25 protein-coding genes are annotated in these 21393 nt (G+C 59.5%); 15 read left to right on the top strand and 10 right to left on the bottom strand.

The window, feature by feature from the left end; all coding sequences use genetic code 11:
• Positions 1-12: 12 nt before the first annotated feature.
• Complete coding sequence (locus tag JNX03_RS02725) at positions 13-1359, bottom strand: substrate-binding protein (protein WP_203210932.1); 1347 nt, start codon at positions 1357-1359, stop codon at positions 13-15.
• A gap of 231 nt (positions 1360-1590) precedes the next feature.
• On the opposite strand from JNX03_RS02725, the gene JNX03_RS02730 reads away from it, so the two are divergent.
• From JNX03_RS02730 to JNX03_RS02750, 5 genes are all read left to right on the top strand, one after another.
• Complete coding sequence (locus tag JNX03_RS02730) at positions 1591-2886, top strand: helix-turn-helix transcriptional regulator (RefSeq protein WP_203210933.1); 1296 nt, start codon at positions 1591-1593, stop codon at positions 2884-2886.
• A 114-nt stretch (positions 2887-3000) separates the two neighbouring features.
• Positions 3001-3369 (top strand): response regulator transcription factor, encoded by a 369-nt coding sequence (locus tag JNX03_RS02735; RefSeq protein WP_203210934.1) that lies wholly within the window; start codon positions 3001-3003, stop codon positions 3367-3369.
• Between the two features lie 14 nt (positions 3370-3383).
• On the top strand, positions 3384-3668 hold the full coding sequence (locus JNX03_RS02740; protein ID WP_203210935.1) for a hypothetical protein: 285 nt from the start codon (positions 3384-3386) through the stop codon (positions 3666-3668).
• Complete coding sequence (locus tag JNX03_RS02745; protein ID WP_203210936.1) at positions 3668-6400, top strand: sensor histidine kinase; 2733 nt, start codon at positions 3668-3670, stop codon at positions 6398-6400. The genes JNX03_RS02740 and JNX03_RS02745 overlap by 1 nt, the downstream gene beginning before the upstream one ends.
• Positions 6401-6463: 63 nt before the next feature.
• Positions 6464-7645: a FliM/FliN family flagellar motor switch protein gene (locus JNX03_RS02750; RefSeq protein WP_203210937.1), complete on the top strand. Its 1182-nt coding sequence runs from the start codon at positions 6464-6466 to the stop codon at positions 7643-7645.
• Between the two features lie 16 nt (positions 7646-7661).
• Here JNX03_RS02750 and JNX03_RS02755 read toward each other — a convergent pair whose 3' ends face one another.
• Positions 7662-8084 (bottom strand): TIGR01244 family sulfur transferase, encoded by a 423-nt coding sequence (locus JNX03_RS02755; RefSeq protein WP_203210938.1) that lies wholly within the window; start codon positions 8082-8084, stop codon positions 7662-7664.
• Between the two features lie 87 nt (positions 8085-8171).
• Positions 8172-8411: a hypothetical protein gene (locus JNX03_RS02760; RefSeq protein ID WP_203210939.1), complete on the bottom strand. Its 240-nt coding sequence runs from the start codon at positions 8409-8411 to the stop codon at positions 8172-8174.
• 100 nt (positions 8412-8511) lie between these two features.
• Here JNX03_RS02760 and JNX03_RS02765 point away from each other — a divergent pair, with 100 nt between their 5' ends.
• Positions 8512-8796 (top strand): DUF2312 domain-containing protein, encoded by a 285-nt coding sequence (locus JNX03_RS02765; RefSeq protein WP_025048364.1) that lies wholly within the window; start codon positions 8512-8514, stop codon positions 8794-8796.
• Positions 8797-8971: 175 nt separating this feature from the next.
• Positions 8972-10303, top strand: coding sequence for a trigger factor (gene tig, locus JNX03_RS02770; protein WP_203210940.1), 1332 nt, complete (start codon positions 8972-8974; stop codon positions 10301-10303).
• 63 nt (positions 10304-10366) lie between these two features.
• Here the strand turns inward: tig and JNX03_RS02775 are convergent, their stop codons facing one another.
• Positions 10367-10777 carry a helix-turn-helix domain-containing protein gene (locus JNX03_RS02775; RefSeq protein ID WP_203210941.1) on the bottom strand — a complete coding sequence of 137 codons (411 nt, stop codon included), beginning with the start codon at positions 10775-10777 and terminating at the stop codon, positions 10367-10369.
• Positions 10778-10844: 67 nt separating this feature from the next.
• On the opposite strand from JNX03_RS02775, the gene JNX03_RS02780 reads away from it, so the two are divergent.
• Positions 10845-11318 carry a DUF2938 family protein gene (locus JNX03_RS02780; protein WP_203210942.1) on the top strand — a complete coding sequence of 158 codons (474 nt, stop codon included), beginning with the start codon at positions 10845-10847 and terminating at the stop codon, positions 11316-11318.
• Positions 11319-11346: 28 nt separating this feature from the next.
• Here the strand turns inward: JNX03_RS02780 and JNX03_RS02785 are convergent, their stop codons facing one another.
• The 5 genes from JNX03_RS02785 to JNX03_RS02805 all read right to left on the bottom strand — a co-directional run bounded on the left by JNX03_RS02785 (position 11347) and on the right by JNX03_RS02805 (position 14807).
• Positions 11347-11841 carry a lytic transglycosylase domain-containing protein gene (locus JNX03_RS02785; protein ID WP_203210943.1) on the bottom strand — a complete coding sequence of 165 codons (495 nt, stop codon included), beginning with the start codon at positions 11839-11841 and terminating at the stop codon, positions 11347-11349.
• 159 nt (positions 11842-12000) lie between these two features.
• The gene (gene rplI / locus JNX03_RS02790) at positions 12001-12630 is read right to left on the bottom strand and encodes a 50S ribosomal protein L9 (RefSeq protein WP_203210944.1); all 630 of its coding nucleotides are present in this window, start codon (positions 12628-12630) and stop codon (positions 12001-12003) included.
• Between the two features lie 11 nt (positions 12631-12641).
• The gene (gene rpsR, locus JNX03_RS02795; RefSeq protein WP_005852865.1) at positions 12642-12869 is read right to left on the bottom strand and encodes a 30S ribosomal protein S18; all 228 of its coding nucleotides are present in this window, start codon (positions 12867-12869) and stop codon (positions 12642-12644) included.
• 28 nt (positions 12870-12897) lie between these two features.
• The gene (gene rpsF / locus JNX03_RS02800) at positions 12898-13251 is read right to left on the bottom strand and encodes a 30S ribosomal protein S6 (RefSeq protein ID WP_025048358.1); all 354 of its coding nucleotides are present in this window, start codon (positions 13249-13251) and stop codon (positions 12898-12900) included.
• A 155-nt stretch (positions 13252-13406) separates the two neighbouring features.
• Positions 13407-14807, bottom strand: a complete 1401-nt coding sequence (locus JNX03_RS02805) for an MATE family efflux transporter (protein ID WP_203210945.1) — start codon at positions 14805-14807, stop codon at positions 13407-13409.
• A gap of 286 nt (positions 14808-15093) precedes the next feature.
• Here JNX03_RS02805 and JNX03_RS02810 point away from each other — a divergent pair, with 286 nt between their 5' ends.
• Positions 15094-15627 carry a hypothetical protein gene (locus tag JNX03_RS02810; RefSeq protein WP_203210946.1) on the top strand — a complete coding sequence of 178 codons (534 nt, stop codon included), beginning with the start codon at positions 15094-15096 and terminating at the stop codon, positions 15625-15627.
• A gap of 313 nt (positions 15628-15940) precedes the next feature.
• Positions 15941-16525 (top strand): YceI family protein, encoded by a 585-nt coding sequence (locus JNX03_RS02815; protein ID WP_203210947.1) that lies wholly within the window; start codon positions 15941-15943, stop codon positions 16523-16525.
• 53 nt (positions 16526-16578) lie between these two features.
• On the opposite strand, the gene JNX03_RS02820 is transcribed toward JNX03_RS02815, so the two are convergent.
• Entirely contained in the window at positions 16579-17778 is a 1200-nt protein-coding gene (locus tag JNX03_RS02820; RefSeq protein WP_203210948.1) for a cytochrome b/b6 domain-containing protein, read from the bottom strand.
• A gap of 140 nt (positions 17779-17918) precedes the next feature.
• Here JNX03_RS02820 and fabD point away from each other — a divergent pair, with 140 nt between their 5' ends.
• The 5 genes from fabD to JNX03_RS02845 all read left to right on the top strand — a co-directional run bounded on the left by fabD (position 17919) and on the right by JNX03_RS02845 (position 21325).
• On the top strand, positions 17919-18851 hold the full coding sequence (fabD, locus tag JNX03_RS02825) for an ACP S-malonyltransferase (RefSeq protein WP_203210949.1): 933 nt from the start codon (positions 17919-17921) through the stop codon (positions 18849-18851).
• On the top strand, positions 18851-19417 hold the full coding sequence (locus JNX03_RS02830) for an alpha/beta hydrolase (RefSeq protein WP_203210950.1): 567 nt from the start codon (positions 18851-18853) through the stop codon (positions 19415-19417). Before fabD ends, JNX03_RS02830 begins: the two co-directional genes overlap by 1 nt.
• A 24-nt stretch (positions 19418-19441) precedes the next feature.
• Positions 19442-20179: a 3-oxoacyl-[acyl-carrier-protein] reductase gene (gene fabG, locus JNX03_RS02835; RefSeq protein WP_203210951.1), complete on the top strand. Its 738-nt coding sequence runs from the start codon at positions 19442-19444 to the stop codon at positions 20177-20179.
• 201 nt (positions 20180-20380) lie between these two features.
• The gene (locus JNX03_RS02840; protein WP_025048350.1) at positions 20381-20614 is read left to right on the top strand and encodes an acyl carrier protein; all 234 of its coding nucleotides are present in this window, start codon (positions 20381-20383) and stop codon (positions 20612-20614) included.
• Positions 20615-20791: 177 nt separating this feature from the next.
• Positions 20792-21325 (top strand): GNAT family N-acetyltransferase, encoded by a 534-nt coding sequence (locus JNX03_RS02845; RefSeq protein ID WP_203212107.1) that lies wholly within the window; start codon positions 20792-20794, stop codon positions 21323-21325.
• The last annotated feature ends 68 nt before the right edge of the window (positions 21326-21393 follow it).

The following is a 21393-nucleotide window of genomic DNA, read 5'->3' on the forward strand; positions in this document are numbered from 1 at the left end:
GATTGGGTCGGCTTATGCGCCTGGGTTACACTTGCCCAGCTCGCCACCGGCAAACATCGGGTGATCTGGCGCATACTCAACCTGAGCACGCGGTGTCACTTCAACGATTTCCAGTGTGTCGTATTCGTTGGACGGGTTCTCTTTGCCCTTCATGACCAACACGTCTTTGAAGCACTGGTGGTCTTCGCCGCGGTACAGAACCGGACCGTTGCCCAGACCGTCGAACTCAAAGTCTTCCAGAGCTTCGACAACGCCGCATGGGTTGAAAGTGCCGGCACGTTCGCAGGCATCCGCATAGAGCAGCGTCTGAACATAGCAGGTGTGCGCGGAGTTGGATGGCGGACGGCCATACTTTTCACCGAAGGATTTCACGAAGGCTTTGGAGCCTTCATCCTGCAGCTGCCAGTTCCAGTTCATGGAGCCAATAACGCCTTGCACGTTTTTGCCCGCACCAGCGGCCATCAGCTCGGAATAAAGCGGAACAACGATCTCGAACTTCTTGCCGTTCACTTCTTTGTTCAGCAGGTCAAACTGGATCGCGTTGGTCAGCGAGTTCACCATGTTGCCGCCGTAGTGGTTCAGAACAAGAACGTCCGCACCGGAGTTCAGCACAGGCGCGATGTAGGACGAGAAGTCCGTGGACGCGAGCGGCGTCAGCACGTTGTTCACAGTTTCCCAGCCCATGGCCTCGGTCGCGGCTGCGATCGATTCCTGCTGTGTCCAGCCCCATGTATAGTCAGCCGTCAGGTGATACGCGCGGCGGTCAGAGCCATAAGCGTTTTTCAGCACCGGCGCGAGGGCCGCTGCAGACATGTAACCGTTAAAGAAGTGACGGAAACCGTTGGCTTTCTTGTCTTTACCTGTTGTGTCGTTTGAGTGGGTCAGACCCGCCATGAAGATAACGCCGGCCTCTTGGCACAGGCCTTGAACAGCAACAGCCACACCGGAGGACGAACCACCGTTGATCATGATTGCGCCGTCTTTTTCGATCATCGCCTTGGCAGAGGCACGCGCCGCGTCAGACTTTGTCTGCGTGTCGCCTGTTACAAACTCGACCTTCTTGCCGAGAATACCGTTCCCTTTCAGCGCTTTGGAGCTGAAAGTGTTCATCATACCGCCGTCGCCTTCACCGTTGAGGTGCTGAACAGCAAGCTCCTGGGCGCGCAACTCGTCCAGACCTTCTTCGGCATAGGGGCCGGTCTGGGGCACGTTAAAGCCCAGGGTTACGGTGCTGCCCGTGGGGGCGTTGGTAAAGCCAGAGTGCCCGTCGGCACGCAGATACGTCGGCAGTGCAAGACCGGCACCAGCTGCTGCGCTGGTTTTGATCAGACCACGACGTGTCAGATTGGAAAATGACATGAATTCCTCCCGAATTATGAAACAGCAAAGGCGCGTCTCCCGCGCACCTTCACACGGCACAAATGTGCAAATTGACTATCGCCTGCTATATGAAAACCAATCAATAACCCCCTTGATAAACACATTAAATTTGTAAATATCTTCGCAGGAACATTTTCGAAGGTGTAAAGAAAATGATATTGCAGCGCAGAAACCCATTGAAAACGCGGGATATTGACCGGAGCCACGGCAATGGCACGTGAGGGGCTGACCGGCAGCCGCATCCGCGAACGCCGCGTGATGGCCGGGCTCAAACAGGCGGATCTGGCCCGCGATATCGGTATCTCGGCCAGCTACCTTAATCTTATCGAACACAACCGCCGCAGAATCGGCGGCAAGCTGCTCCTCAATATCGCGGCGGTTCTGGGGGTCGAGCCGCAAACCCTGACCGAAGGGGCGGAGGCTGCCCTGATCGCCGCCCTGCGCGAGGCTGCGGACGAGGCGGGTTTGACCGGACCAGAGGCCAGCCGAGCCGACGAATTCGCCGGGCGTTTCCCCGGTTGGGCCGATGTGCTGGCCGGAACGCGGCGGCGGGTGGCCTCCCTTGAACAGACAGTCGAGGCTTTGACCGACAGGCTCGCCCATGATCCGCATCTGGCGGCGTCCATGCACGAGCTTCTCTCCACCGCTGCCGCGATCCGGTCCACCGCTGCGATCCTTGCGGAAACCAAGACCCTTCAGCCGGAATGGCGTGAACGGTTTCACGCCAATATCAATGAAGACAGCCACCGCCTGTCTGACAGTGCGCAGGCCCTGGTGTCTTATCTTGATGCCGAAGCGGACGCCGCCGATGCTGCCAGCTCGCCGCAAGAGGAGGTCGAAGCGTTTCTGTCAGAACATGATTTCAGCTTTGGCAGTCTGGAAACCGGTTCCGCGACCGAGGCCACTATTGCCGAGATTGTAGAGACCGCCGAGATGCTCAGGTCGCAGGCCGCCAAATACATTGCGCGAGGGGTCTTGCAACAATGGGCACGTGATGCAGCGGCCTTGTCACTCAAAGAGCTGCGCAAGGAGATCGAAACCGCAGGAACAGACCCGCTGACGCTGGCGCGGAACCTGCACAAACCTGTCGTGGTTGTTCTGCGCCGTTTAGCCGCCTTGCCGGAGCTGGGCGCGGGGCTTGTGGTCTGCGACCGCTCTGGCACGGTGATTTTCCGCAAATCGGTCGAAGGCTTCACCGTGCCGCGCCACGGGGCCTGTTGTCCGCTTTGGCCGCTGTTTGGCGCATTGGCGCAAACGGGCATGGTGATTTCGGAAACCGTCATGCAACTGGGCCGCGCCCAAGCCAAATTTGAATGTTTTGCCACATCCGAAACCCAATCGGCGCCGTCCTACAATGCGTTGCCACTTGTGCAGGCGGTGATGGTCTTGCTGCCCGCATCCGCCGGCGCGGGGCAGGGGCGGTCGATGGGATCGACATGCCGGGTTTGCCCGCAAGAGAGCTGCGCCGCCCGCCGAGAGCCGTCAATTCTCAGCAGCGGCGTCTGACTGCGGCCTTTGGGCTTTTGACAGCCCGCTCAAACCGTTGCATGCTCAGGGTCGGCATGGCGCCAGCTGCATCAGACAGAGCCGCCCTGCCACCTTGGGGGAGGAGGACCGCGCGTGAGCAAACATGTCGTGTTGGTTGAGGACGAAACAAACATTGCCGAGGCAATCCGCTTTTTGCTGTCGAATGAGGGCTGGCGGGTCGAAACCTTGGCCAATGGATCAAACGCAGTGGACGTGATCCGAAACACCGGGCCGGATCTTGTGATGCTCGATGTAATGCTGCCTGGCAAAAGCGGGTTTGAAATCCTGCATGATTTGCGGGCCGATCCGGCCTTTGATGCGCTTCCGGTGCTTATGTTGACCGCACGCGGCCAAAGCCGCGACCGCGAGATGGCGGAAAAAGCAGGCGTAAGCCGGTTCATGACCAAACCGTTTTCCAATGCCGAGATGCTGGATGCGGTGCGCGAACTGACCACACAATGAAAGGGGCCTGAGCGATGCCGCAGCGGCGCATGTTTCTGGAACGGCGCAGCTATCGAATGCGGCGGATGATGGACGCGCTGCGGTTTCTTCCGTTGATTGGCCTGTGCCTGTGGATGGTGCCCCTGCTTTGGCCTTTGCCAGAGGCGGGTGATGCCGATCCGATGCCGATGAGCGTGGCCCTGCGATATCTCTTTGGTGTCTGGCTGGCCTTGGTGGTCATGGCTTGGGCGCTGTGGCGCTACACCCGCGGCGAAGCGGAGGTAGACACGGCGCAGGGCAGCTCGGACAGGACGCCCTGATGGTTTCTCTCAACGAATTGGTGCTGGTGTGCCTGACCTATGTTGTCGGACTTTTTGCCATCGCCTTTCTCGCAGAACGCGCCGCATTGCGGGGGCGCGGGGGATGGCTGCTGCGCTCACCGGTAGTTTATACGCTGTCGCTGTCGATCTATTGCACCGCATGGACGTTTTACGGAGCGGTGGGTTATGCCGCGCGGTCGGGGTTGGAGTATCTGACGATTTACCTCGGCCCGTCTATCGTGATGATTGGCTGGTGGTGGGTTCTGCGCCGTTTGGTGCGCATCGGGCGCAGCCAGCGTGTGACGTCCATCGCGGATCTGATCTCGTCGCGCTATGGCAAGTCGAACACCTTGGCCATTGTTGTGACCGTGATGGCGGTCATCGGCGTGACGCCCTATATTGCCCTGCAATTACAGTCGGTTATCCTATCTCTGGCAATTTTTGCGACACCGGATGCGGGCCTTGCCGGGGCCGAGGGTGCGCCGTTCAACAGGGCACAGGCGGCCTTCTGGGTGGCAACGGGGCTGGCGCTGTTTACCGTTCTGTTTGGCACGCGCAATCTCAATGTAAACGAACGCCACCATGGTGTGGTGATCGCGATCGCAGTGGAAGCGGTGGTGAAACTGGTCGCATTGATCGCGGTTGGGGTCTTTGTGGTCTGGGGGCTGGCAGGCGGCGTGGGCGACACGCTTGAGCGTATCGACGCCTCCGCCATTGGTGATTGGGAAGTGCAGGGCAGCCGTTGGGCGGCGTTGATGTTTGTCTCTGCGGCGGCGTTCCTGTGTCTGCCGCGCATGTTTCAGGTCATGGTGGTGGAAAACAACGACGACCGGCATCTGCAAATCGCCTCATGGGCCTTTCCACTGTATTTGATGTTGATGAGCCTGTTTGTGGTGCCGATTGCGGTTGTGGGCCTTGATTTGCTGCCTGCGGGATCAAACCCTGACCTCTTTGTGCTCAGCCTGCCGCTCAGCCAGGGGCAGAACGGGCTGGCGATGCTGTCTTTTCTGGGCGGTTTTTCCTCTGCCACCTCCATGGTGATCGTGGCCACGCTGGCGCTCAGCACCATGGTCAGCAACCATATCGTCATGCCGATCTGGCTTAACCTGCGGCGCGGCGGTGCCACCCAATCGGGCGATGTGCGCAGCGTGGTGATCCTTGCGCGGCGGCTCTCGATCCTGCTGATCATCGCGCTTGGCTTCTCCTATTACCGCGTGAGTGGCGGCAGCGGCGCCTTGGCGGCAATTGGCACGATCTCCTTTGGCGGTGTGGCGCAGTTCCTGCCCGCGCTTTTGGGCGGCATGTTCTGGCGCGGGGCGACGCGGTTGGGCGCGCTCTGCGGGTTGGGTATCGGCTTTGTCCTGTGGGTCTTCACCATGCTCTTGCCCAGCTTTGGCATGGATGTGGCCCTGTCACAAAGCACCTTTGAGCAAGGCTTGATGGGGGCCGCGTGGCTGCGCCCGCAAGCGCTTTTTGGGGTTGAGGGACTGGACCCCACGGTACATGCCGTTGTCTGGAGCCTGAGCCTGAACACTTTGATGTTCTTTGTGGTCTCGCTTTTTACCTTTCCTGATCCGATTGAACGATTGCAGGGCGCACAGTTTGTCAATGTGCTGGACCACGGCGGATCGGCGCGGGGCTGGACGGCCTCGGTGGCGGGCAGTGAAGACTTGATGATTATGGCCCAGCGGATCCTGGGGGCGGCCGAGGCACAGGCATTTTTCCGGCAAGAGGCCAAGGCACAGGGACGGCCGGGCAACCTGCCGGAACCCACACCGGCCTTTGTGCAGGAGTTGGAGCGCGAGCTGGCAGGTTCGGTTGGTGCGGCCACGGCCCATGCGATGGTGGGGCAGATCGTTGGCGGCACGTCAGTGTCGGTGCAGGATTTGCTGGCGGTGGCGGACGAATCCGCCCAGATGCTGGAATACTCCAGCCAGCTTGAGGCCAAATCGAGAGAGCTGTCCGAAACCGCCGAAGAATTGCGCCACGCCAATGAAAAGCTGACCCAATTGTCACTGCAAAAGGACAGTTTCCTCAGCCAGATCAGCCATGAGTTGCGCACGCCTATGACCTCGATCAGGTCGTTCTCTGAAATCCTGCGGGACGCGGCCAAGCTCAGCGAGGCGGACAAGACCCGCTATGCTTCGATCATCCATTCGGAGACCATTCGCCTGACCCGGCTGCTTGACGATTTGTTGGATCTGTCCGTGCTCGAAAACGGGCAGGGCAATCTGCACATTGGCGAAGGCGCATTGCAAGATGTGCTGGACCGGGCGGTGACCACGGCCCTGACCGGCAGCGAAAACCCCATCAGCGTGACCCGCGCAGGGGTGCAGGAAAAGATCATCATCCGCACCGATCTGGACCGGTTGGTGCAGGTATTCATCAATCTTATCACCAATGCCAAGAAGTACTGCCGCGCCGACACGCCCGCATTGACCATTCTGGTGGGGCGGCGCAGCGACGGGATCACGGTTGATTTTGTCGACAATGGTGAGGGCATCCCCGCCGATGCGCAGGCTGTCATCTTCGAAAAGTTCTATCGCGCAACTGGCGCCGAAGGAGATGGTGCAGGGTTGGGCTTGGCGATCTGCCGCGAGATCATGCACAGGCTGGACGGCGAAATCAGCTATCTGACATCCTATGAAGGGGCGGCGTTCCGGGTTTTCTTGCCGGCATCGGCGCTTGCCCCGGTCCAGACAGATCAATCGGAACTCAGCCAGCCCGCATAAAGGCCATAGTAACCAATCTTCCGCTATGGCTGGACCCAGCAATCCCAACCGCGGGCGGAGGCAATGGGTCAAGACCAGGAACAATCAGCCATAACCGAAGAGACAACACCGCCTGCAGGTGTCCTGCATCGCAAAGCCCATTCGGGCCGTGCGACGCATCAGGCCCGTGCAATGACGCTGGCCAAGGCGCTGCGCCTGACTTTGGCCAAGGTGGCGGATGATCTGTTCGATATGGCGATGGCAGTGATTGGCCTGCGACGCGAAACCCGCAGCGCGGACACCTTGGGTGAGCTGTTTCCGGCGGATGCGCTGCTGCTGCTGATGGATGGGCCCCAGCGGCAAAGGGGCGGCGTTGTGGTCGATCAGGCGCTCGTCGGCGCCTTGCTGCAACAACAGACCATGGGAAAGGTCTTGCCCGCCGCAGAGGGCGACGTGCGGACCATGACCGAAACCGATGCCGCGATGTGTGCGCCTTTCATTGACGCGCTGATCCTCCGTGCGGCTGGCCTGCCTGAAACGGAGGCCGACCGCGACCTGATCCGCGGCTATACCTTTGGTGCGCGGACGGCTACGCCGCGGCTGCTGTTGATGGCGCTGACGGCACAGGATTTTGAAATCATCGAAATCACGGTGGATATCGATGGCGGCACTCGGCAGGGGTCATTGACCCTTTGCCTGCCGCACAGCGAGATGGCCCAAGACCCCATCCCGCCGGAGGACGCCAAAGATGACAGCGTCGCACCCGACAAACGGGTTCCCAAAAAGCTGACCGAAACGGTTTTGGCGTTGCACGTTGATCTCAATATCGCGCTCACCCGGTTTCGGATGCCGCTGCGCCGGCTTGGGGCGCTCAAGGTGGGGGATCAGATTGATCTGGGCCGATGTGCCTTTGATCAGGCCCGTGTGCTGACCATGGGCGGCAAAGCACTTGGCCTTGGCACATTGGGGCGCGTCAACGGGATGCGGGCGCTGCGGGTCACACAGACCGGGCAGGGTCAAAAGCAGACGGAACCGGACGGGGATGCCCGCGCTGCGGTTGGCTTGTCTCCGGCCGCTGCAATGATGGAGATGCCGGGTGCAGATTATGACGGAGCGGAGCCGCCTGAAATGGGGGATGACATGCCCGAGTTGCCCGACCTGCCCGACCTGCCGGATTTGCCCGATCTGCCGGAACTACCTGATTTGCCGGACATGTCAGACCTGCCGGGCTTCGAAGATCCCCCCGCCGAACAAGAGGCGGGGTAGCTTCAATCCAGAGGGATCAAACGAAAGGTTGATCCAGCGCGGGGCGGATGTTGCTCAGATCATAACCGCCCGCCGCGGCGGCTGCGACGATCTCATCTGCGGGCAGCGTGCCGGCTTGCCCCAGCGCCCATGCAATGGTCGAGCGGGTGCCAGAGGCGCAATAGGCCAAAACCACATCGCCCGTATCCAGACCCAGCGCCCGGTTCTTGGCAATCACATCGGGCACCATGGTCTGATGGGTCAGCGGCTGAACCGCAAAGGCGATCCCTGCAGACTCAGCCGCGGCGCGGATCGCATCAGCGCTGTGGCTTGGCGGCACTTCGGCGTCAGGGCGATTGCACAGGATGCGAGTGATGCCAGCGTCGCGCAGGGCGTCCATATCGGACGGGTCAATCTGCGGGCTGACAAAATAGCGGGGGGTGATTTGGCGAATATCCATAGGATGATTTAAGCGCAGAGCGGGTTCCTGTCCAGCCGTCATTGCAGGTCGGTGCAATGGGTCGCAGGGCAGGAGGCAAGGCCCGCCTCAGCCCATGAAGATCCCGACCACAACCATCATCAGGCCAATGACCGACAAGAACAGCGCCCCAAGGTTTAGCGGCAGTGCAGATTGCAGCACGGCGCGCATCGCCTCATCATCCAGCTGTGCACGTTTGGCGCGGGTGACCTTGAGAATGCACCAGACCAGCCCAACGAGCCCCAGCAGGGACAGCGCGGCACCAGACCAGATGATCCAATCAAAAACGGTAAATGTGTCGGTTTCCATGGCAGGCTGCTACGACAATCCCCCGCTTGGGGCAAGTCCCGCTTGCGGGGGCGCCGCCCCGAAGGTAGTCAGTCTGAAAGCCAATCAAGAGGACCGTCAGATGAGCGATACAGGCACCAACCCAGACGTGATCGAAACCGCAGGCGATGCGACATACCGTGTGACAGCCAACGAGCTGCGCCAGTTTGTAGAACGGATCGAGCGTCTGGACGCGGAAAAGAAAGACCTGGCCGAGCAACAAAAAGAAGTCATGGCCGAGGCCAAGGCGCGCGGCTATGACACCAAGGTCATGCGCAAGGTCATCGCTCTGCGCAAACGCGACAAGGACGACATCGCCGAAGAAGAGGCGGTTCTGGAAATGTACAAAGAAGCCTTGGGCATGTGATCCGATCCGGTGGCCAAGGGGCCTGTTTTGCAGATGCAGGCAGGTTTTTAACCCCAACCACCGCCTAAGGCCGGTTCGACCGGGCTGACCCCCTTGCGCACGTCCTTCATCAGCCATAGAAGGGCGGAAATTTTTACCCGCGCCGCGCGGCGCGGCCCTATCCTATGGAGCAAACATGCAGGTCAACGAGACGCTGAACGAAGGTCTGAAACGCGGCTATGCCATCACCCTGACGGCGGCCGAGCTGGACGCCAAAGTGAACGAGAAGCTGGCCGAGGCGCAGCCTGAAGTCGAGATGAAGGGCTTCCGCAAGGGCAAGGTGCCGATGGCGCTGCTGAAAAAGCAGTTTGGCCAGCGCGTGATGGGCGAAGCGATGCAGGAAAGCATCGACGGCGCGATGAACGAGCATTTCGAAAAATCCGGCGATCGCCCTGCGATGCAGCCCGAAGTGAAAATGGCCAACGAAGACTGGAAAGAAGGCGACGATGTCGAGGTCACAATGACCTATGAAGCGCTGCCAGAAATCCCTGAACTGGACATGTCCAAGATCAAGCTGGAAAAGCTGGTGGTCAAAGCCGATGACGCCGCTGTGGATGAAGCGCTGGCCAACCTTGCTGAAACCGCGCAGGATTTCAAAGCCCGCAAGAAAGGCTCCAAAGCCAAAGACGGCGATCAGGTTGTCATGGATTTTGTTGGCAAAGTGGATGGCGAAGCCTTTGAAGGTGGCTCTGCCGAAGATTATCCGCTGGTTCTGGGGTCCAACTCCTTTATCCCCGGCTTTGAAGAGCAGCTGGTTGGCGTAAAGGCCGGTGAAGAAAAAGCCGTGACCGTGTCTTTCCCTGACGATTATCAGGCCGAGCACCTGAAGGGCAAAGAAGCGACATTTGATTGCACAATCAAAGAGGTGAAAGAGCCTGTTGCCGCTGAGATCGACGATGAACTGGCGAAAAAATTCGGTGCCGAAGATCTGGCCGGGTTGAAAGCGCAGATCGCTGAGCGTCTGGAAGCCGAATACGCCGGTGCCTCCCGCGCGGTGATGAAGCGCGGCCTGCTGGACCAGTTGGACAGCATGGTTGACTTTGACCTGCCGCCCACCCTGGTTGAAACCGAAGCGGGCCAGATTGCCCACCAGCTGTGGCATGACGAAAACCCTGACGTTGAAGGCCACGATCACCCCGAGATCGAAACCAAGGAAGAGCACACCAAGCTGGCGACACGCCGCGTGCGTCTTGGCCTTCTGCTGGCAGAACTGGGCCAGAAAGCCGAAGTACAGGTGACCGACGCCGAGATGACCCAGGCGATCATGAACCAGGCACGACAGTACCCTGGTCAGGAACGCCAGTTCTTTGAATTCGTTCAGCAAAACCAGCAGATGCAGCAACAGTTGCGTGCGCCTTTGTTCGAAGACAAAGTGATTGATCACATCGCGGAAAACGCCGAAGTGACTGAAAAAGAGATCAGCAAGGACGACCTGCAAAAGGCCGTTGAAGCGCTCGAAGACGAATAAGATCAACTTGATCCAAGTTGTGAAGGCCGCGCCATCTGGTGCGGCCTTTTTCGTTTGTCTCCGCTAAGGTTTACCCTGCCGCCTGCGGGTTTTTGTAATGTGCAGGATACGCCGGAACTTGGGGCACTCCAGATGGCTGGGTGCCGTGCAATTGGCCGCATGACGCAGGCCATCGCGCATGCGTTGCAACTCTGCAATTTGCAGGTCAAGCGCATCGGCGCGGGCACGCAGGGCGTCTGGCGACAGGCGCGGCGCGTCCCGTCGGCCCATCAGCGCCGCGATCTCGCGCAGTTTGAAACCGGCCCGCTGGCCCAGGCCAATCAACGTCAGACGGTCCATCACATCTGCGGTGAACACGCGCTTGATCCCCTTGCGTCCGACCGCGCGGATCAGTCCGATTTCCTCGTAATATCTGAGTGTTGAGGCAGGCACGCCGCTGTCTTTGGCCAGTTCGGAAATGTCGGGGTTTTGCATGGTTGACCTCAAGTGCACTTGAAGATGCAGGTTGCGCAGCGTGAACGTAACTGACAAGAGGCAAAAAATGTTCGGAGATGGAATAGCGGCGCAGGTGATCCCGGTTGGTGTGGTGGCCACGGTGGTGATGGATGTGATTTCGGTGCTGCGGGCGCGGCTGAGCGGGGTAAGGGGGCTGGATTACGCGCTGTTGGGCCGCTGGATGTTGCACATGTGGTCCGGTCGATGGTTTCACAACAACATCGCGGCCACTGAACAACGCGGCGGTGAACGCCCGTTTGGTTGGTTGCTCCATTATGTGATTGGTGTGATCTGGGCGGCGCCTGCGGTTTGGATGGTGCAGGCCGGTGCATCCGTGGTCGCTGCGGCGTTTGTGGTCGGAGTGGGCTCCGTTGTGGCGCCATGGTTCGTGATGCAGCCCGCATTCGGGATGGGGATTGCGGGGCGGAAATTGCCAGAGCCGTGGTCGGCCCGCAGCCGGAGCCTGCAAACACATTTGACCTTTGCACTGGGGCTTTGGGTAGGTCTGCGCGTGATTTGACGGAGATCCAGCCAGAGGCCGCATCCCGTCAGCCAGACTTCAAACCGGTTTCGACCAACATGCCGCGGCGCTTGGCCTCATAGTAATAGCCCCGCGCGTACCAGCCGATGGCGGTGTCGAAATTACCATCGGACAAGAGCCACGCGCCGCGCAAGTATTTGAGACCAAACTGCAAATTGGTTTCCGCGTCCAGCAGATCAGCGGGGTGTCCGCGAAACCCCATGGTGCGGGCCGTGGCGGGCAGGATTTGCAGGAGCCCCCAATAAGGGCCGTTGCGGGCCGCAGGGTTATGCGTGCTTTCCCGAATGGCAAGACGGTGCACCAGCGGTCGCGGCAAGGCATAGTGATCCGCCCAACGGTTGATGCTGGCCCGCAAGGCGGGGGTTTCATTGGGATAGAGCGGCGGTTCGGGCGGGTTGGTGTAGGGCGCCGGGGCGCTGTTGCCGCCACCCCCGCACGCCGCAAGCGGCAACGCCCCCGCGCAGAGCAACAACATCGAACGTCGGGAATAGAGGTGAGGCATGGAACGCACCGGCAAACAGGAACAATAGCCTCTGTTTATCCCGCAAGGGCGTTACGACAAGGTAAAGCCTTTGGCATCGGCGGCGATTTGCGCAGGGCAAAGAAAAACGCCGCACAGGATCTGCGCGGCGTTTCTGTTCGATAGAAGGGAAGGGGGAGATCAGGCTTTCGCCGCGTCGTCCTCAGCTTCTTCTGCAGGCTGGACCGCTTCGGCCAGCTCGTCATCGTCGGATGCGGCGGAACCGATATCATCAAACAATTCGGCAATCTCGAAATCAGCTGCGGCTTCTTCTTCCGCGGCCAGTTCCTGAATGGATTTGCCGGACGCCTGAAGCTCGGCCTCTTCAGGGGAACGTGCAACGTTCAACTGAATTGTGGCTTCGACTTCGGGGTGCAGAACAACGGTGACATCGTGCAGACCCAGATCCTTGATCGGGCTGCCCAGAACAACCTGTTTGCGGTCTACGGTGAAACCAGCCTCTGTCGATGCTTCGGCGGCGTCACGGGTGGTGACGGAGCCATAAAGCGCACCGGCGTCAGAAGCAGAGCGAATCACGATGAACTGCTGACCGTTCAGCTTGTCCGCCATGGCTTCGGCTTCTTTTTTGGTTTCGAGGTTCTGTGCTTCAAGCTGTGCTTTGCGTGCTTCGAAGGCTTCCACGTTGGCTTTGGACGCAGACAGCGCCTTGCCCTGTGGCAGCAGGAAGTTGCGAGCATAACCCGGCTTTACGTCCACAACTTCGCCCATTTGGCCAAGCTTGGATACACGTTCCAGAAGGATAACTTGCATGTGCTTTCTCCTTACTTAACGGCGTAGGGCAGCAGGGCGAGGAAGCGGGCGCGTTTGATGGCACGGGCCAGTTCACGCTGCTTTTTCGCGGATACCGCGGTGATACGGGAAGGCACGATCTTGCCACGCTCTGAGATGTAGCGTTGCAGCAGACGTGTGTCCTTATAGTCGATCGCAGGTGCGTTGTCGCCCGAGAATGGGCAGACCTTGCGACGGCGGAAAAATGGTTTTGCAGCCATGGTTTAGATCCTTTTCCTCAAGCCAAAATCAGCGACGTTCGCGGCGCTCGGGCCGTTCGTCACGTTTCTGCATCTGAACGGATGGCAGGTCTTTATGCTCATCCATTTTGATGGTCAGAACACGCATGACATCGTCATGCAGGCGCATCAGGCGTTCCATTTCCTGAACGGCGGTCGCTGGTGCGTCGCTGCGCAGGAAGGCATAGTGGCCCTTGCGGTTTTTGTTGATTTTATAGGCCATTGTCTTGACGCCCCAGTACTCGTGATCCACGAGTTTCCCGCCATTGTCGGACAGGACGGCACCAAAATGTTCGATAAGGCCTTCGGCTTGCGTGTTGGAAAGATCCTGACGCGCAATCATAACATGCTCATACAGTGGCATGTGTACTCCTACTTTTATCAAGGCGCATTTCATAGGCAGGGCATGATCCTTTGCGGCCCCACCACGAGAGACTGCGCGGTTCAAAAGATTTGCAAAGGAAGGGTCCATATACACGGTTTGACGCGCAGGGCAAGGCCGCCGCGCGTCAAATAGGATCAGGCCCGCGCGGCGGCAAAAAGCCCATAGCGCAGGTTCAGGCGGCGTGCGGTCTGGGACAGCACCACAAAGGTGAGGATCGCCATCAAGATCTCAGACACCGGACCGGCAATCCAGATCCCAAACTCCCCCATCAAAAGCGGCAGGGCAAAGGTCAGCGGCAGCGCAAAGGCATAGGGTTTGGTCAATCCCAGCACCGCCGCCCGTGTCGCATCCCCCAGCGCCTGAAAGTAGGAGGCGATCACAATCATCGGACCCGCCAGCCAGAACATTACAGTGGTGACTTGCAAGATCCATTGAAACGCCGTGATCACCGCAGGATCGGCCACAAAGAGCCGCGCAATCGGTTGGGCCAGTGCCACAAAGACCACCTGACAACCAAGGCAATAAAGGAACGCGATCCAGATCCCGATCCGCAAGCTGCGATCCGAGCGGTCCAGCGCCCGCGCGCCATAGTTGTTCCCGACAATGGTTTGCAGCGCATGGGTCAGCCCCAAAAGCGGCAGAAAGGCAAAGGTCATCACGCGGGTGATGATGCCATAGGCCGAAACTGTCGCGGTATATTGCGGCGCATCCACCATTTGCAGCGCCAGCAGGATCGCGGTGGAGCCCAGGGCCACGCCAATGAAGTTCAGACTTTGCGGCGCACCAAGGGCGAGGATACGGCCCCAATCGCTTGTCAGGGGCGCTTGCAGCAGGGCGCGCGGGGTGAGCAGGGTTTTACCCGACAGGCGAAAGCCGATCACGATCAGGATCGTCACCAGTTGCGCCAGCGCCGTGCCATAGGCCGATCCGGCCACGCCCATATCCATCAGGGCGATCAGGACATAGTTAAAGGAAATGTTCAGCAAGGACACCAAAAGGCTGAGTGCGGCCATAACACCGACATGGCCCTCATTGCGCAGCGCATCCGAATTGACGCTGAGCACGAAAAGCAAGGGCGACATGAACATCGTGATGGCCAGATAGGTCTGGGCCATCTCGGCCAGCACGTCGGACCCGGCTGCAAGAAATTGTGCAACCGCCGGTCCAACCGCCAGATAGGTCAGCACCAGCAGCACACCGGCGAACAGGGCCAGCCCATGCGCACCGGCAAACACGGCGCGGGCGGCGTCATGCTCTCCTGCGCCCAGGTGGCGGGCCAGTTTGCTGGACATGCCATTGCTGACCAGCGTTGCCAACGCCACGATCAGCATGAACAAAGGAAAGATCAGGGTCACAGCGCCAAGCGCCTCTGCGCCGACATAGCGACCCAGAAAGATCGCATCTACCACCGTCAGCAGACCGTTCATCGACATCACAAAGATGATGGGCAGTGCGGTCTTGGCAAAGATCGGGCCAAGCGGCCCGTGGGTAAAGGGATTTTGCGGAGAAGGATCCACAGCAGGATTAAGGGACATGATTGGCCTCACAAACACGTTCCGCATTTTCGAAAGGAGCCCGCATTTCCCACCGGCAGAACAGGGTAGGTCCAAAATATATCCGACACTTCACCGGTATTGCGGGCGGCAGGCGGTCGGGCCTGCGGCACAGGTATCGCCATTGGCGCAGAATGGCAATGGCCGGCAAAGAGGGCAGATAACGGCGCTGCCCTGACAAGGTACGCACATCGCCCAGTTGTCGCCCAATTCTCGGCCATTTCTTCGCCCATTCCTTAACTCAAGATGAACAGCGAGGATGGGTGCAGTGACAGCGACAGCAGATTTTATGGAGGGCGAGGATGCTTCCTTTTTGTCAGAAGACAAACAAACCAGCGCGATGCGCAACCGGCCAAATGATGAGGGCCGCGTGATGCAGCGCTCGGTGCAGCGGCTGATGGGCGCGTCATTGATGGTTGCGGCGGTTGGCCTCTGGGTCGCACCGGGATCAAGCTGGGATAACGATCTGTTGCTGTTCAAGCTGGCTCTTTCTTTGACTGGGGGATTGGCCGGGTTCGGTCTGCTGCTGGCCAGCAGCACTCCCCGCGATCCGCGTGTCGAGATCGACACAATCCGCCGCGAGGTGCGGGTGGTGCGCCCGGCCAAAGGGGTCGGTGACATCATCTTGCGACGCTGCGGGTTTGACGATCTGGCCCGCGCCGAACAGGACGGGCCGCGCGTGCGCATGTGGGACCGGAACGACGACTTGCTGGTGGACATCACAATGAAGAATCGCGACGCCCTTTTCAGCCTCGTGGGGGGGCTGAAAGACGTCGGGAAACTGGCGCAGACTGCCGGGTGACGCTGGGCAAAAGCCCGCAAAAAGCAGAACGCTTGCGTGATCCGGGCAGAAGGCCCAAAAACCGGTGCAGAAGGCCCGGACAAGACAGGCAGAACGCCTGAAACGACAGGGCAGAATGCCCGACACAAAGGCAGAATGCCTTTCCACGACCCAAAAGCGCCCCGGCAATAGCCGGGGCGTTTGTTTTTGCAAGGGCCGCCAGCCGGCTCCAGTGTTCAAAAATGCGCAGACCCTGTTCAGACCTGTCCAATTGCACTTGCGCCCTTGGTCCCCATTTTGGCTTGCACAAACGCAAACCAACGGAGCGACCCAAATGAAAAACGCAATTCTTGCCTCGGCCCTCGGCCTGACAACAGTTCTGGCCGGACCATCCTTTGCCGCAGGCGCAGAGAAATATGTGCTGGATGCCAGCCACAGCCAAATCGTGTTTGATTACAACCACCTCGGCTTCTCCACCAGCTATGGCATGTTCTCTGGCTTTGAAGGCGAGATTATGTTTGATGCGGACGCGCCTGAGGCCTCTTCGGTCACGGTGTCCATGCCTGTGATGTCGATGTTCACCGGCTGGGAAGAGCGCCACGCACACTTTATGTCGCCAGACTTTTTCGGCGCCGCTGAGGGCGATCTGGTGACATTCACCTCTACAGGGATCGAAGTCACCGGCGACAATACCGCGCTGATCACCGGTGATCTGACGCTGAACGATGTAACCAAATCAGTGGTCCTGGATGCCAAGCTGAACCAAAAAGGCGATCACCCGATGGCGGGCAAGCCCTGGATGGGTTTTGACGCCACCACCACGCTGGTGCGTTCGGATTACAACCTTGGAAAATTCGCGCCCTATGTGAGCGACGAAGTACAAGTGAAAATCTCTATCGAGGCGATGAAAGCCGACTAAACTTTCAACGCGAGACAGAACAATAGGCCGCCGGACACCCCGGCGGCCTTTTGTTATTCCGTGCCGCGCTGCGCGGTCAGGGTGATTTTGACCCGCACCTCAAAGCCCAGCGTTGCGGGGTCATTGACGTTATCACCAATCCCAAAGCTGCGCCGGTCCAGTGTCAGATCACCGCGCATTTCAGCGCGGTTGCCGTCCACCGAAAGGCTGAACGGCAGGGTCAAGGGCGCGGTTTGATCCTTTATGGACAGGGTTCCGATGGCCTCATACCCGTCGGCGGCATGTTTGATATCTGCCTTGAATACCGCCGTTGGATAATCCGTGGCAGCAAAAAAGTCAGGCCCAAGCGCCTGCGCGGTGACAGAGCCAAGGGTGAGCGAGGGGATCGAGATCGTTGTTTCCACACTGCCGATCGCGACATCGGGCGTCGGGATGGTCTCATCAAAAGCAATGACAGAGGTCCAATCAGCAAAGCTGCCAGTGATTTCAGAGCCGAATTGTACCACGGTAATTTCGATGGTGCCGGTTTCGACCTGCCATTGTGATGTGACCTCGGCCAGGGCTTCGGGCGCGGCTTGGGTTTTGCCGCCTGCCAATGCTGCCGATAGACCCAGAGCCGCCAACCAAAGCGCAACGGCAGCCAAAACGGGGGTGCGGCTGTGCGCCTGATCGGGCAGGGGAGGCAGATCCGGACGGCCCGGCAACATCCGGCGTAGCGTCGCGTCACGGTCGATCACGTGGTGTTTCAATGCGCCCGCGATATGCAGCACCAAGGACAGGATCAGCAACCGCCCGGACACGAAGTGCAGCGCGCCAAAGAAGTGTTCAACCGCGGTGGATTTTGGCACCAGCGGCAGTCCCTGGCCTAAGGGCCACCAGATCGGCGCGAAACCTGCCGCGGCTGCATGGGAGATCCAGCCGGACAGCGGCACCACCACCATCGCGCCATAAAGCATCCAGTGCACGGTGTCTGCCGCCCAGCTTTCCAGTTTTTTGTCAGCGTTCAAAAGGCCGGGCTTGGGCTGAGTGAACGCCCAGATGATCCGCAGGACAGCAAGGAAGAATGCCAGCACGCCCAATGTCTTATGCAGTGAAAACAGCCATGCCTTGCGGGCCAGCTCGGCGTCCGTTTCAAAAGGCAATTGATGGGCAAACCATCCCATCGGGATCAGTGACAGGATCAACAGGGCCATCAGCCAATGGATCGCCTTGGTCACCGCGCCATAGCGGGTTTGGGTGTTGGATAGGGACATCGTCAGCTCCTGCTTGGGTCTGCGCCAACCTAAGTGTCAATCCGGCCAAGGCAATGACAATCCATGCACAGCGTCTCTGCACTCTTGTTCAGGGGGGCGGTGCAGGCTAGACCAAAGGCCACTGAAAAGAAGGGGCCAACATGAGCATCGCATTCGTATTTCCCGGACAGGGCGCACAGACAATCGGCATGGGCCGCGCATTGGCCGAAGCCTATCCAGAGGCGCGGGCCGTTTTTGATGAGGTCGACGCGGCCCTGGGTGAAAAGCTGTCCGATCTGATCTGGGAGGGCGAGATCGAGACACTGACCCTGACAGAAAATGCGCAGCCTGCTCTGATGGCCACCTCGATGGCGGCGATGGCGGCGTTGAAGGCCGAGGGGATTGGTCTGGACCGGGCGGCTTTTGTGGCGGGCCATTCATTGGGCGAATATTCAGCACTTTGTGCGGCGGGCACGTTGTCTTTGGCCGATACCGCACGGTTGTTGCGCATTCGCGGCAAGGCAATGCAGGCGGCGGTGCCTGTGGGTCAAGGCGCGATGGCGGCGGTTCTGGGGCTGGACGCAGACACAGCGGCCAAGGTGGCCGAGGATGCCGCGCAGGGCGATGTATGCCAGTTGGCCAATGAAAATGATCCAACCCAAAACGTGCTGTCCGGCAGCAAGGCGGCCATTGAACGAGCGCTTGTTCTGGCCAAAGAGGCAGGGGCAAAACGCGCCTTGCCTTTGCCGGTTTCGGCGCCTTTCCACTGCGCCTTGATGCAGCCAGCGGCGGATGAAATGGCCCGCGCCCTGGGCGAGGTCACGATGAATGATCCGCAAGTGCCGCTGGTGGCCAATGTTACGGCAGAGGCGGTGACCGATGCAGGCCAGATCCGCGATTTGCTGGTGCAGCAGGTGACCGGGCGCGTGCGCTGGCGGTCTTCGGTGGAATGGATGGCCGCGCAGGGCGTGACCGAGTTTTGGGAGATCGGCGCAGGCAAGGCCCTGTCCGGTATGATCCGGCGGATCGCCAAGGACAGTGCCATGCGGGCCATCGGCACGCCCGATGATGTTGCGGCGGCCAAAGACGCCTGATGCGGCTTGCCGCGCTACTTGTCGCTGTATTGGCGATTCTCGGCTGTGCGATTGCAGACAATGCCGTGGATCGCACAGCGATGGAGGTGCGCGGCAGCCAGCTTTGGCTCAATGGTGAGATCACCAGCCGTACACCGGCGAATTTCGAGGCGGTGATTGCCGCCAACCCGCAGATTGTCACCGTGGTGCAGGGGATGATGCCAGGATCACTCGATGATCAGGCGGTATTGCGGATGGGGTATTTCTTGCGCGGGCGCGGGCTGGACACCCATCTGACCGCGCAGAGCGAGATCTATTCAGGTGCGGTGGATCTGTTCCTGGCCGGCGTGCGCCGTACCGCGCAAAACGGTGCGGTGATCGGGGTGCACAGCTGGGCCGATGGCTTTGGCGAGGGCAGCAGTTATCCGCGCGATGCGGCGGAGCATCAGGCCAACGCGCAGTACACCCGCGATATGCTGGGCAGTGATGCGTTTTACTGGTTTACCTTGCAGGCCGCGCCCTCAGACGGGATACATGAGATGACACGGGGTGAATTGGCGCGGTTTGGTGTGCTGACCCACCCCTAAAAGAGAAAGAGCAAAGGAAGACACATGTTTGATCTGACAGGTAAAAATGCACTTGTGACAGGTGCATCGGGCGGGATTGGCGCCGATATTGCGCGCAAATTGCATGCGCAGGGCGCAACAGTTGGCCTGTCCGGCACCCGCACTGAGCCGCTTGAGGCGCTGAAGGCGGAACTGGGCGAGCGGGCGCATGTGCTGCCGTGTAACCTGAGCGATATGGAGGCGGTTGATGCGCTGCCCAAACAGGCGGCAGAAGCGATGGGATCGGTTGATATTCTGGTCAACAACGCCGGGATCACCCGCGACAATCTGTTCATGCGGATGTCGGATGATGAATGGCAGTCGGTTCTGAACGTGAATCTGACCGCGACGTTCAAGCTGTGCAAAGGGGTGATGCGCGGCATGATGAAGGCCCGATGGGGCCGGATTGTGAATATTTCCAGCGTGGTCGGCGCCACCGGCAACCCCGGTCAGGCCAATTATGCGGCGTCCAAAGCAGGCATGGTGGGCATGTCCAAGTCGCTGGCTTGTGAGGTTGCGAGCCGCGGGATCACAGTAAATGCGGTTGCGCCCGGATTTATCACCACGGCGATGACCGATAAGCTGACCGATGATCAAAAGGCTGGAATCATGGGGCAAATCCCTGCTGGCCGCATGGGCGAGCCATCCGAGATTGCCGCTGCTGTGGTCTATCTTTCCAGCAATGAAGCGGCCTATGTAACAGGCACCACCTTGCATGTGAACGGCGGCATGGCCATGTTGTAGCCTCTGACGCAAAACGTTTGCCTGATAGGATTGATATGGTAAACGAGGCGCAGATTCGTATCGAGGGGTGCTTGATCGCACCCTATTCCCTGTGCGAACAGGGGAAATAGCCGCCTCGGCAACGGGGTAATTTCCAAGCGTCGTTCAACGGCGTGCGGATAGAAAAGGGCCCAAACAGGGCCAAAGACATGAGGACTTATTATGAGCGACGTCGCAGACCGCGTGAAAAAAATCGTTGTGGAACACCTTGGTGTTGAAGAGGACAAAGTGACCGAGAATGCGTCGTTCATCGACGATCTTGGCGCAGACAGCCTTGACACTGTTGAACTGGTGATGGCGTTCGAAGAAGAGTTCGGCATCGAAATCCCAGATGACGCAGCCGAAAACATCCAGACTTTTGGCGATGCGGTAAAGTTCATCAAAGAAGCCTCCTAATCGGCTTTTCGCATTGGCCTGAGCGCCTTTGCAGCTATGAAATTCAAAGCGGCGTTGTTCCTTGGCGGAATGGCGCCGTTTTCTATTGGGCAGGGCAAAGCAGGGGTTGTGCCGGGCGGCAGGCCGCGCAAAACTGAGGCAAAGCAGCAGTTTACGAGTGAAGGCAATTCACCCTCAATGTCCCGAAATATTCCGACTATCAACACCCGCCGATTGACCCTGCGTGCCATGCGGGCGGAGGATTTTGGCCGTTTTGCCGAAATCTGGGCCATGCCCGAAGTGGTGACCCATATCAGTGGCAAACCGCGGCCCAAATCCCAATCATGGGACGCATTTTTACGCAATGCGGGCCATTGGCAGATTACTGGCTTTGGCCAATGGGCCATCGAAGTGCACCGTCAGCATCAGATGGCAGGGCAGACCGGCTTTTTCTTCGGCTCACGCGGATTGGGCGATGATTTTGATCCTTTTCCCGAGGCGGGATGGGTGCTCGAACCGGGGAGCCAGGGGCAGGGTTTGGGGCTGGAGGCCGTACAGGCCGCCCATGATTGGTTTGACCGTGTGATTGCAGGTCGGACGGTCTGCATGATCACGCCGGACAACACCGGATCGCTGCGCATCGCACGGGAAGTCGGCTATGTTCCGCTGCGCGAGGCGGAATTTGGCGGCGATAAGGTGCAATTGATGACCCGTAAGGGGCCGGTTGGCTAACTTCGGGGCTTGGCGGGGGCGGGTCGCCGTGGCACGCTTGGTCCGCTGTGCGAGGGCGTGCCTGCGCA

The organism is Sulfitobacter mediterraneus (assembly GCF_016801775.1).
GTDB classification, from domain to species: Bacteria; Pseudomonadota; Alphaproteobacteria; order Rhodobacterales; family Rhodobacteraceae; genus Sulfitobacter; species Sulfitobacter mediterraneus_A.

Coding starts and splice junctions, on each gene's coding strand:
- rpsF (WP_025048358.1), bottom strand. CDS start 13,251: ATGCCACTGTATGAGCATGTTATGATTGCGCGTCAGGATCTTTCCAAC.
- JNX03_RS02815 (WP_203210947.1), top strand. CDS start 15,941: ATGAAAAACGCAATTCTTGCCTCGGCCCTCGGCCTGACAACAGTTCTG.
- rpsR (WP_005852865.1), bottom strand. CDS start 12,869: ATGGCTGCAAAACCATTTTTCCGCCGTCGCAAGGTCTGCCCATTCTCG.
- JNX03_RS02740 (WP_203210935.1), top strand. CDS start 3,384: ATGCCGCAGCGGCGCATGTTTCTGGAACGGCGCAGCTATCGAATGCGG.
- JNX03_RS02745 (WP_203210936.1), top strand. CDS start 3,668: ATGGTTTCTCTCAACGAATTGGTGCTGGTGTGCCTGACCTATGTTGTC.
- JNX03_RS02845 (WP_203212107.1), top strand. CDS start 20,792: ATGTCCCGAAATATTCCGACTATCAACACCCGCCGATTGACCCTGCGT.
- fabG (WP_203210951.1), top strand. CDS start 19,442: ATGTTTGATCTGACAGGTAAAAATGCACTTGTGACAGGTGCATCGGGC.
- JNX03_RS02725 (WP_203210932.1), bottom strand. CDS start 1,359: ATGTCATTTTCCAATCTGACACGTCGTGGTCTGATCAAAACCAGCGCA.
- fabD (WP_203210949.1), top strand. CDS start 17,919: ATGAGCATCGCATTCGTATTTCCCGGACAGGGCGCACAGACAATCGGC.
- JNX03_RS02750 (WP_203210937.1), top strand. CDS start 6,464: ATGGGTCAAGACCAGGAACAATCAGCCATAACCGAAGAGACAACACCG.
- JNX03_RS02840 (WP_025048350.1), top strand. CDS start 20,381: ATGAGCGACGTCGCAGACCGCGTGAAAAAAATCGTTGTGGAACACCTT.
- JNX03_RS02765 (WP_025048364.1), top strand. CDS start 8,512: ATGAGCGATACAGGCACCAACCCAGACGTGATCGAAACCGCAGGCGAT.
- rplI (WP_203210944.1), bottom strand. CDS start 12,630: ATGCAAGTTATCCTTCTGGAACGTGTATCCAAGCTTGGCCAAATGGGC.
- JNX03_RS02760 (WP_203210939.1), bottom strand. CDS start 8,411: ATGGAAACCGACACATTTACCGTTTTTGATTGGATCATCTGGTCTGGT.
- JNX03_RS02775 (WP_203210941.1), bottom strand. CDS start 10,777: ATGCAAAACCCCGACATTTCCGAACTGGCCAAAGACAGCGGCGTGCCT.
- tig (WP_203210940.1), top strand. CDS start 8,972: ATGCAGGTCAACGAGACGCTGAACGAAGGTCTGAAACGCGGCTATGCC.
- JNX03_RS02730 (WP_203210933.1), top strand. CDS start 1,591: ATGGCACGTGAGGGGCTGACCGGCAGCCGCATCCGCGAACGCCGCGTG.
- JNX03_RS02755 (WP_203210938.1), bottom strand. CDS start 8,084: ATGGATATTCGCCAAATCACCCCCCGCTATTTTGTCAGCCCGCAGATT.
- JNX03_RS02830 (WP_203210950.1), top strand. CDS start 18,851: ATGCGGCTTGCCGCGCTACTTGTCGCTGTATTGGCGATTCTCGGCTGT.
- JNX03_RS02820 (WP_203210948.1), bottom strand. CDS start 17,778: ATGTCCCTATCCAACACCCAAACCCGCTATGGCGCGGTGACCAAGGCG.
- JNX03_RS02785 (WP_203210943.1), bottom strand. CDS start 11,841: ATGCCTCACCTCTATTCCCGACGTTCGATGTTGTTGCTCTGCGCGGGG.
- JNX03_RS02805 (WP_203210945.1), bottom strand. CDS start 14,807: ATGTCCCTTAATCCTGCTGTGGATCCTTCTCCGCAAAATCCCTTTACC.
- JNX03_RS02780 (WP_203210942.1), top strand. CDS start 10,845: ATGTTCGGAGATGGAATAGCGGCGCAGGTGATCCCGGTTGGTGTGGTG.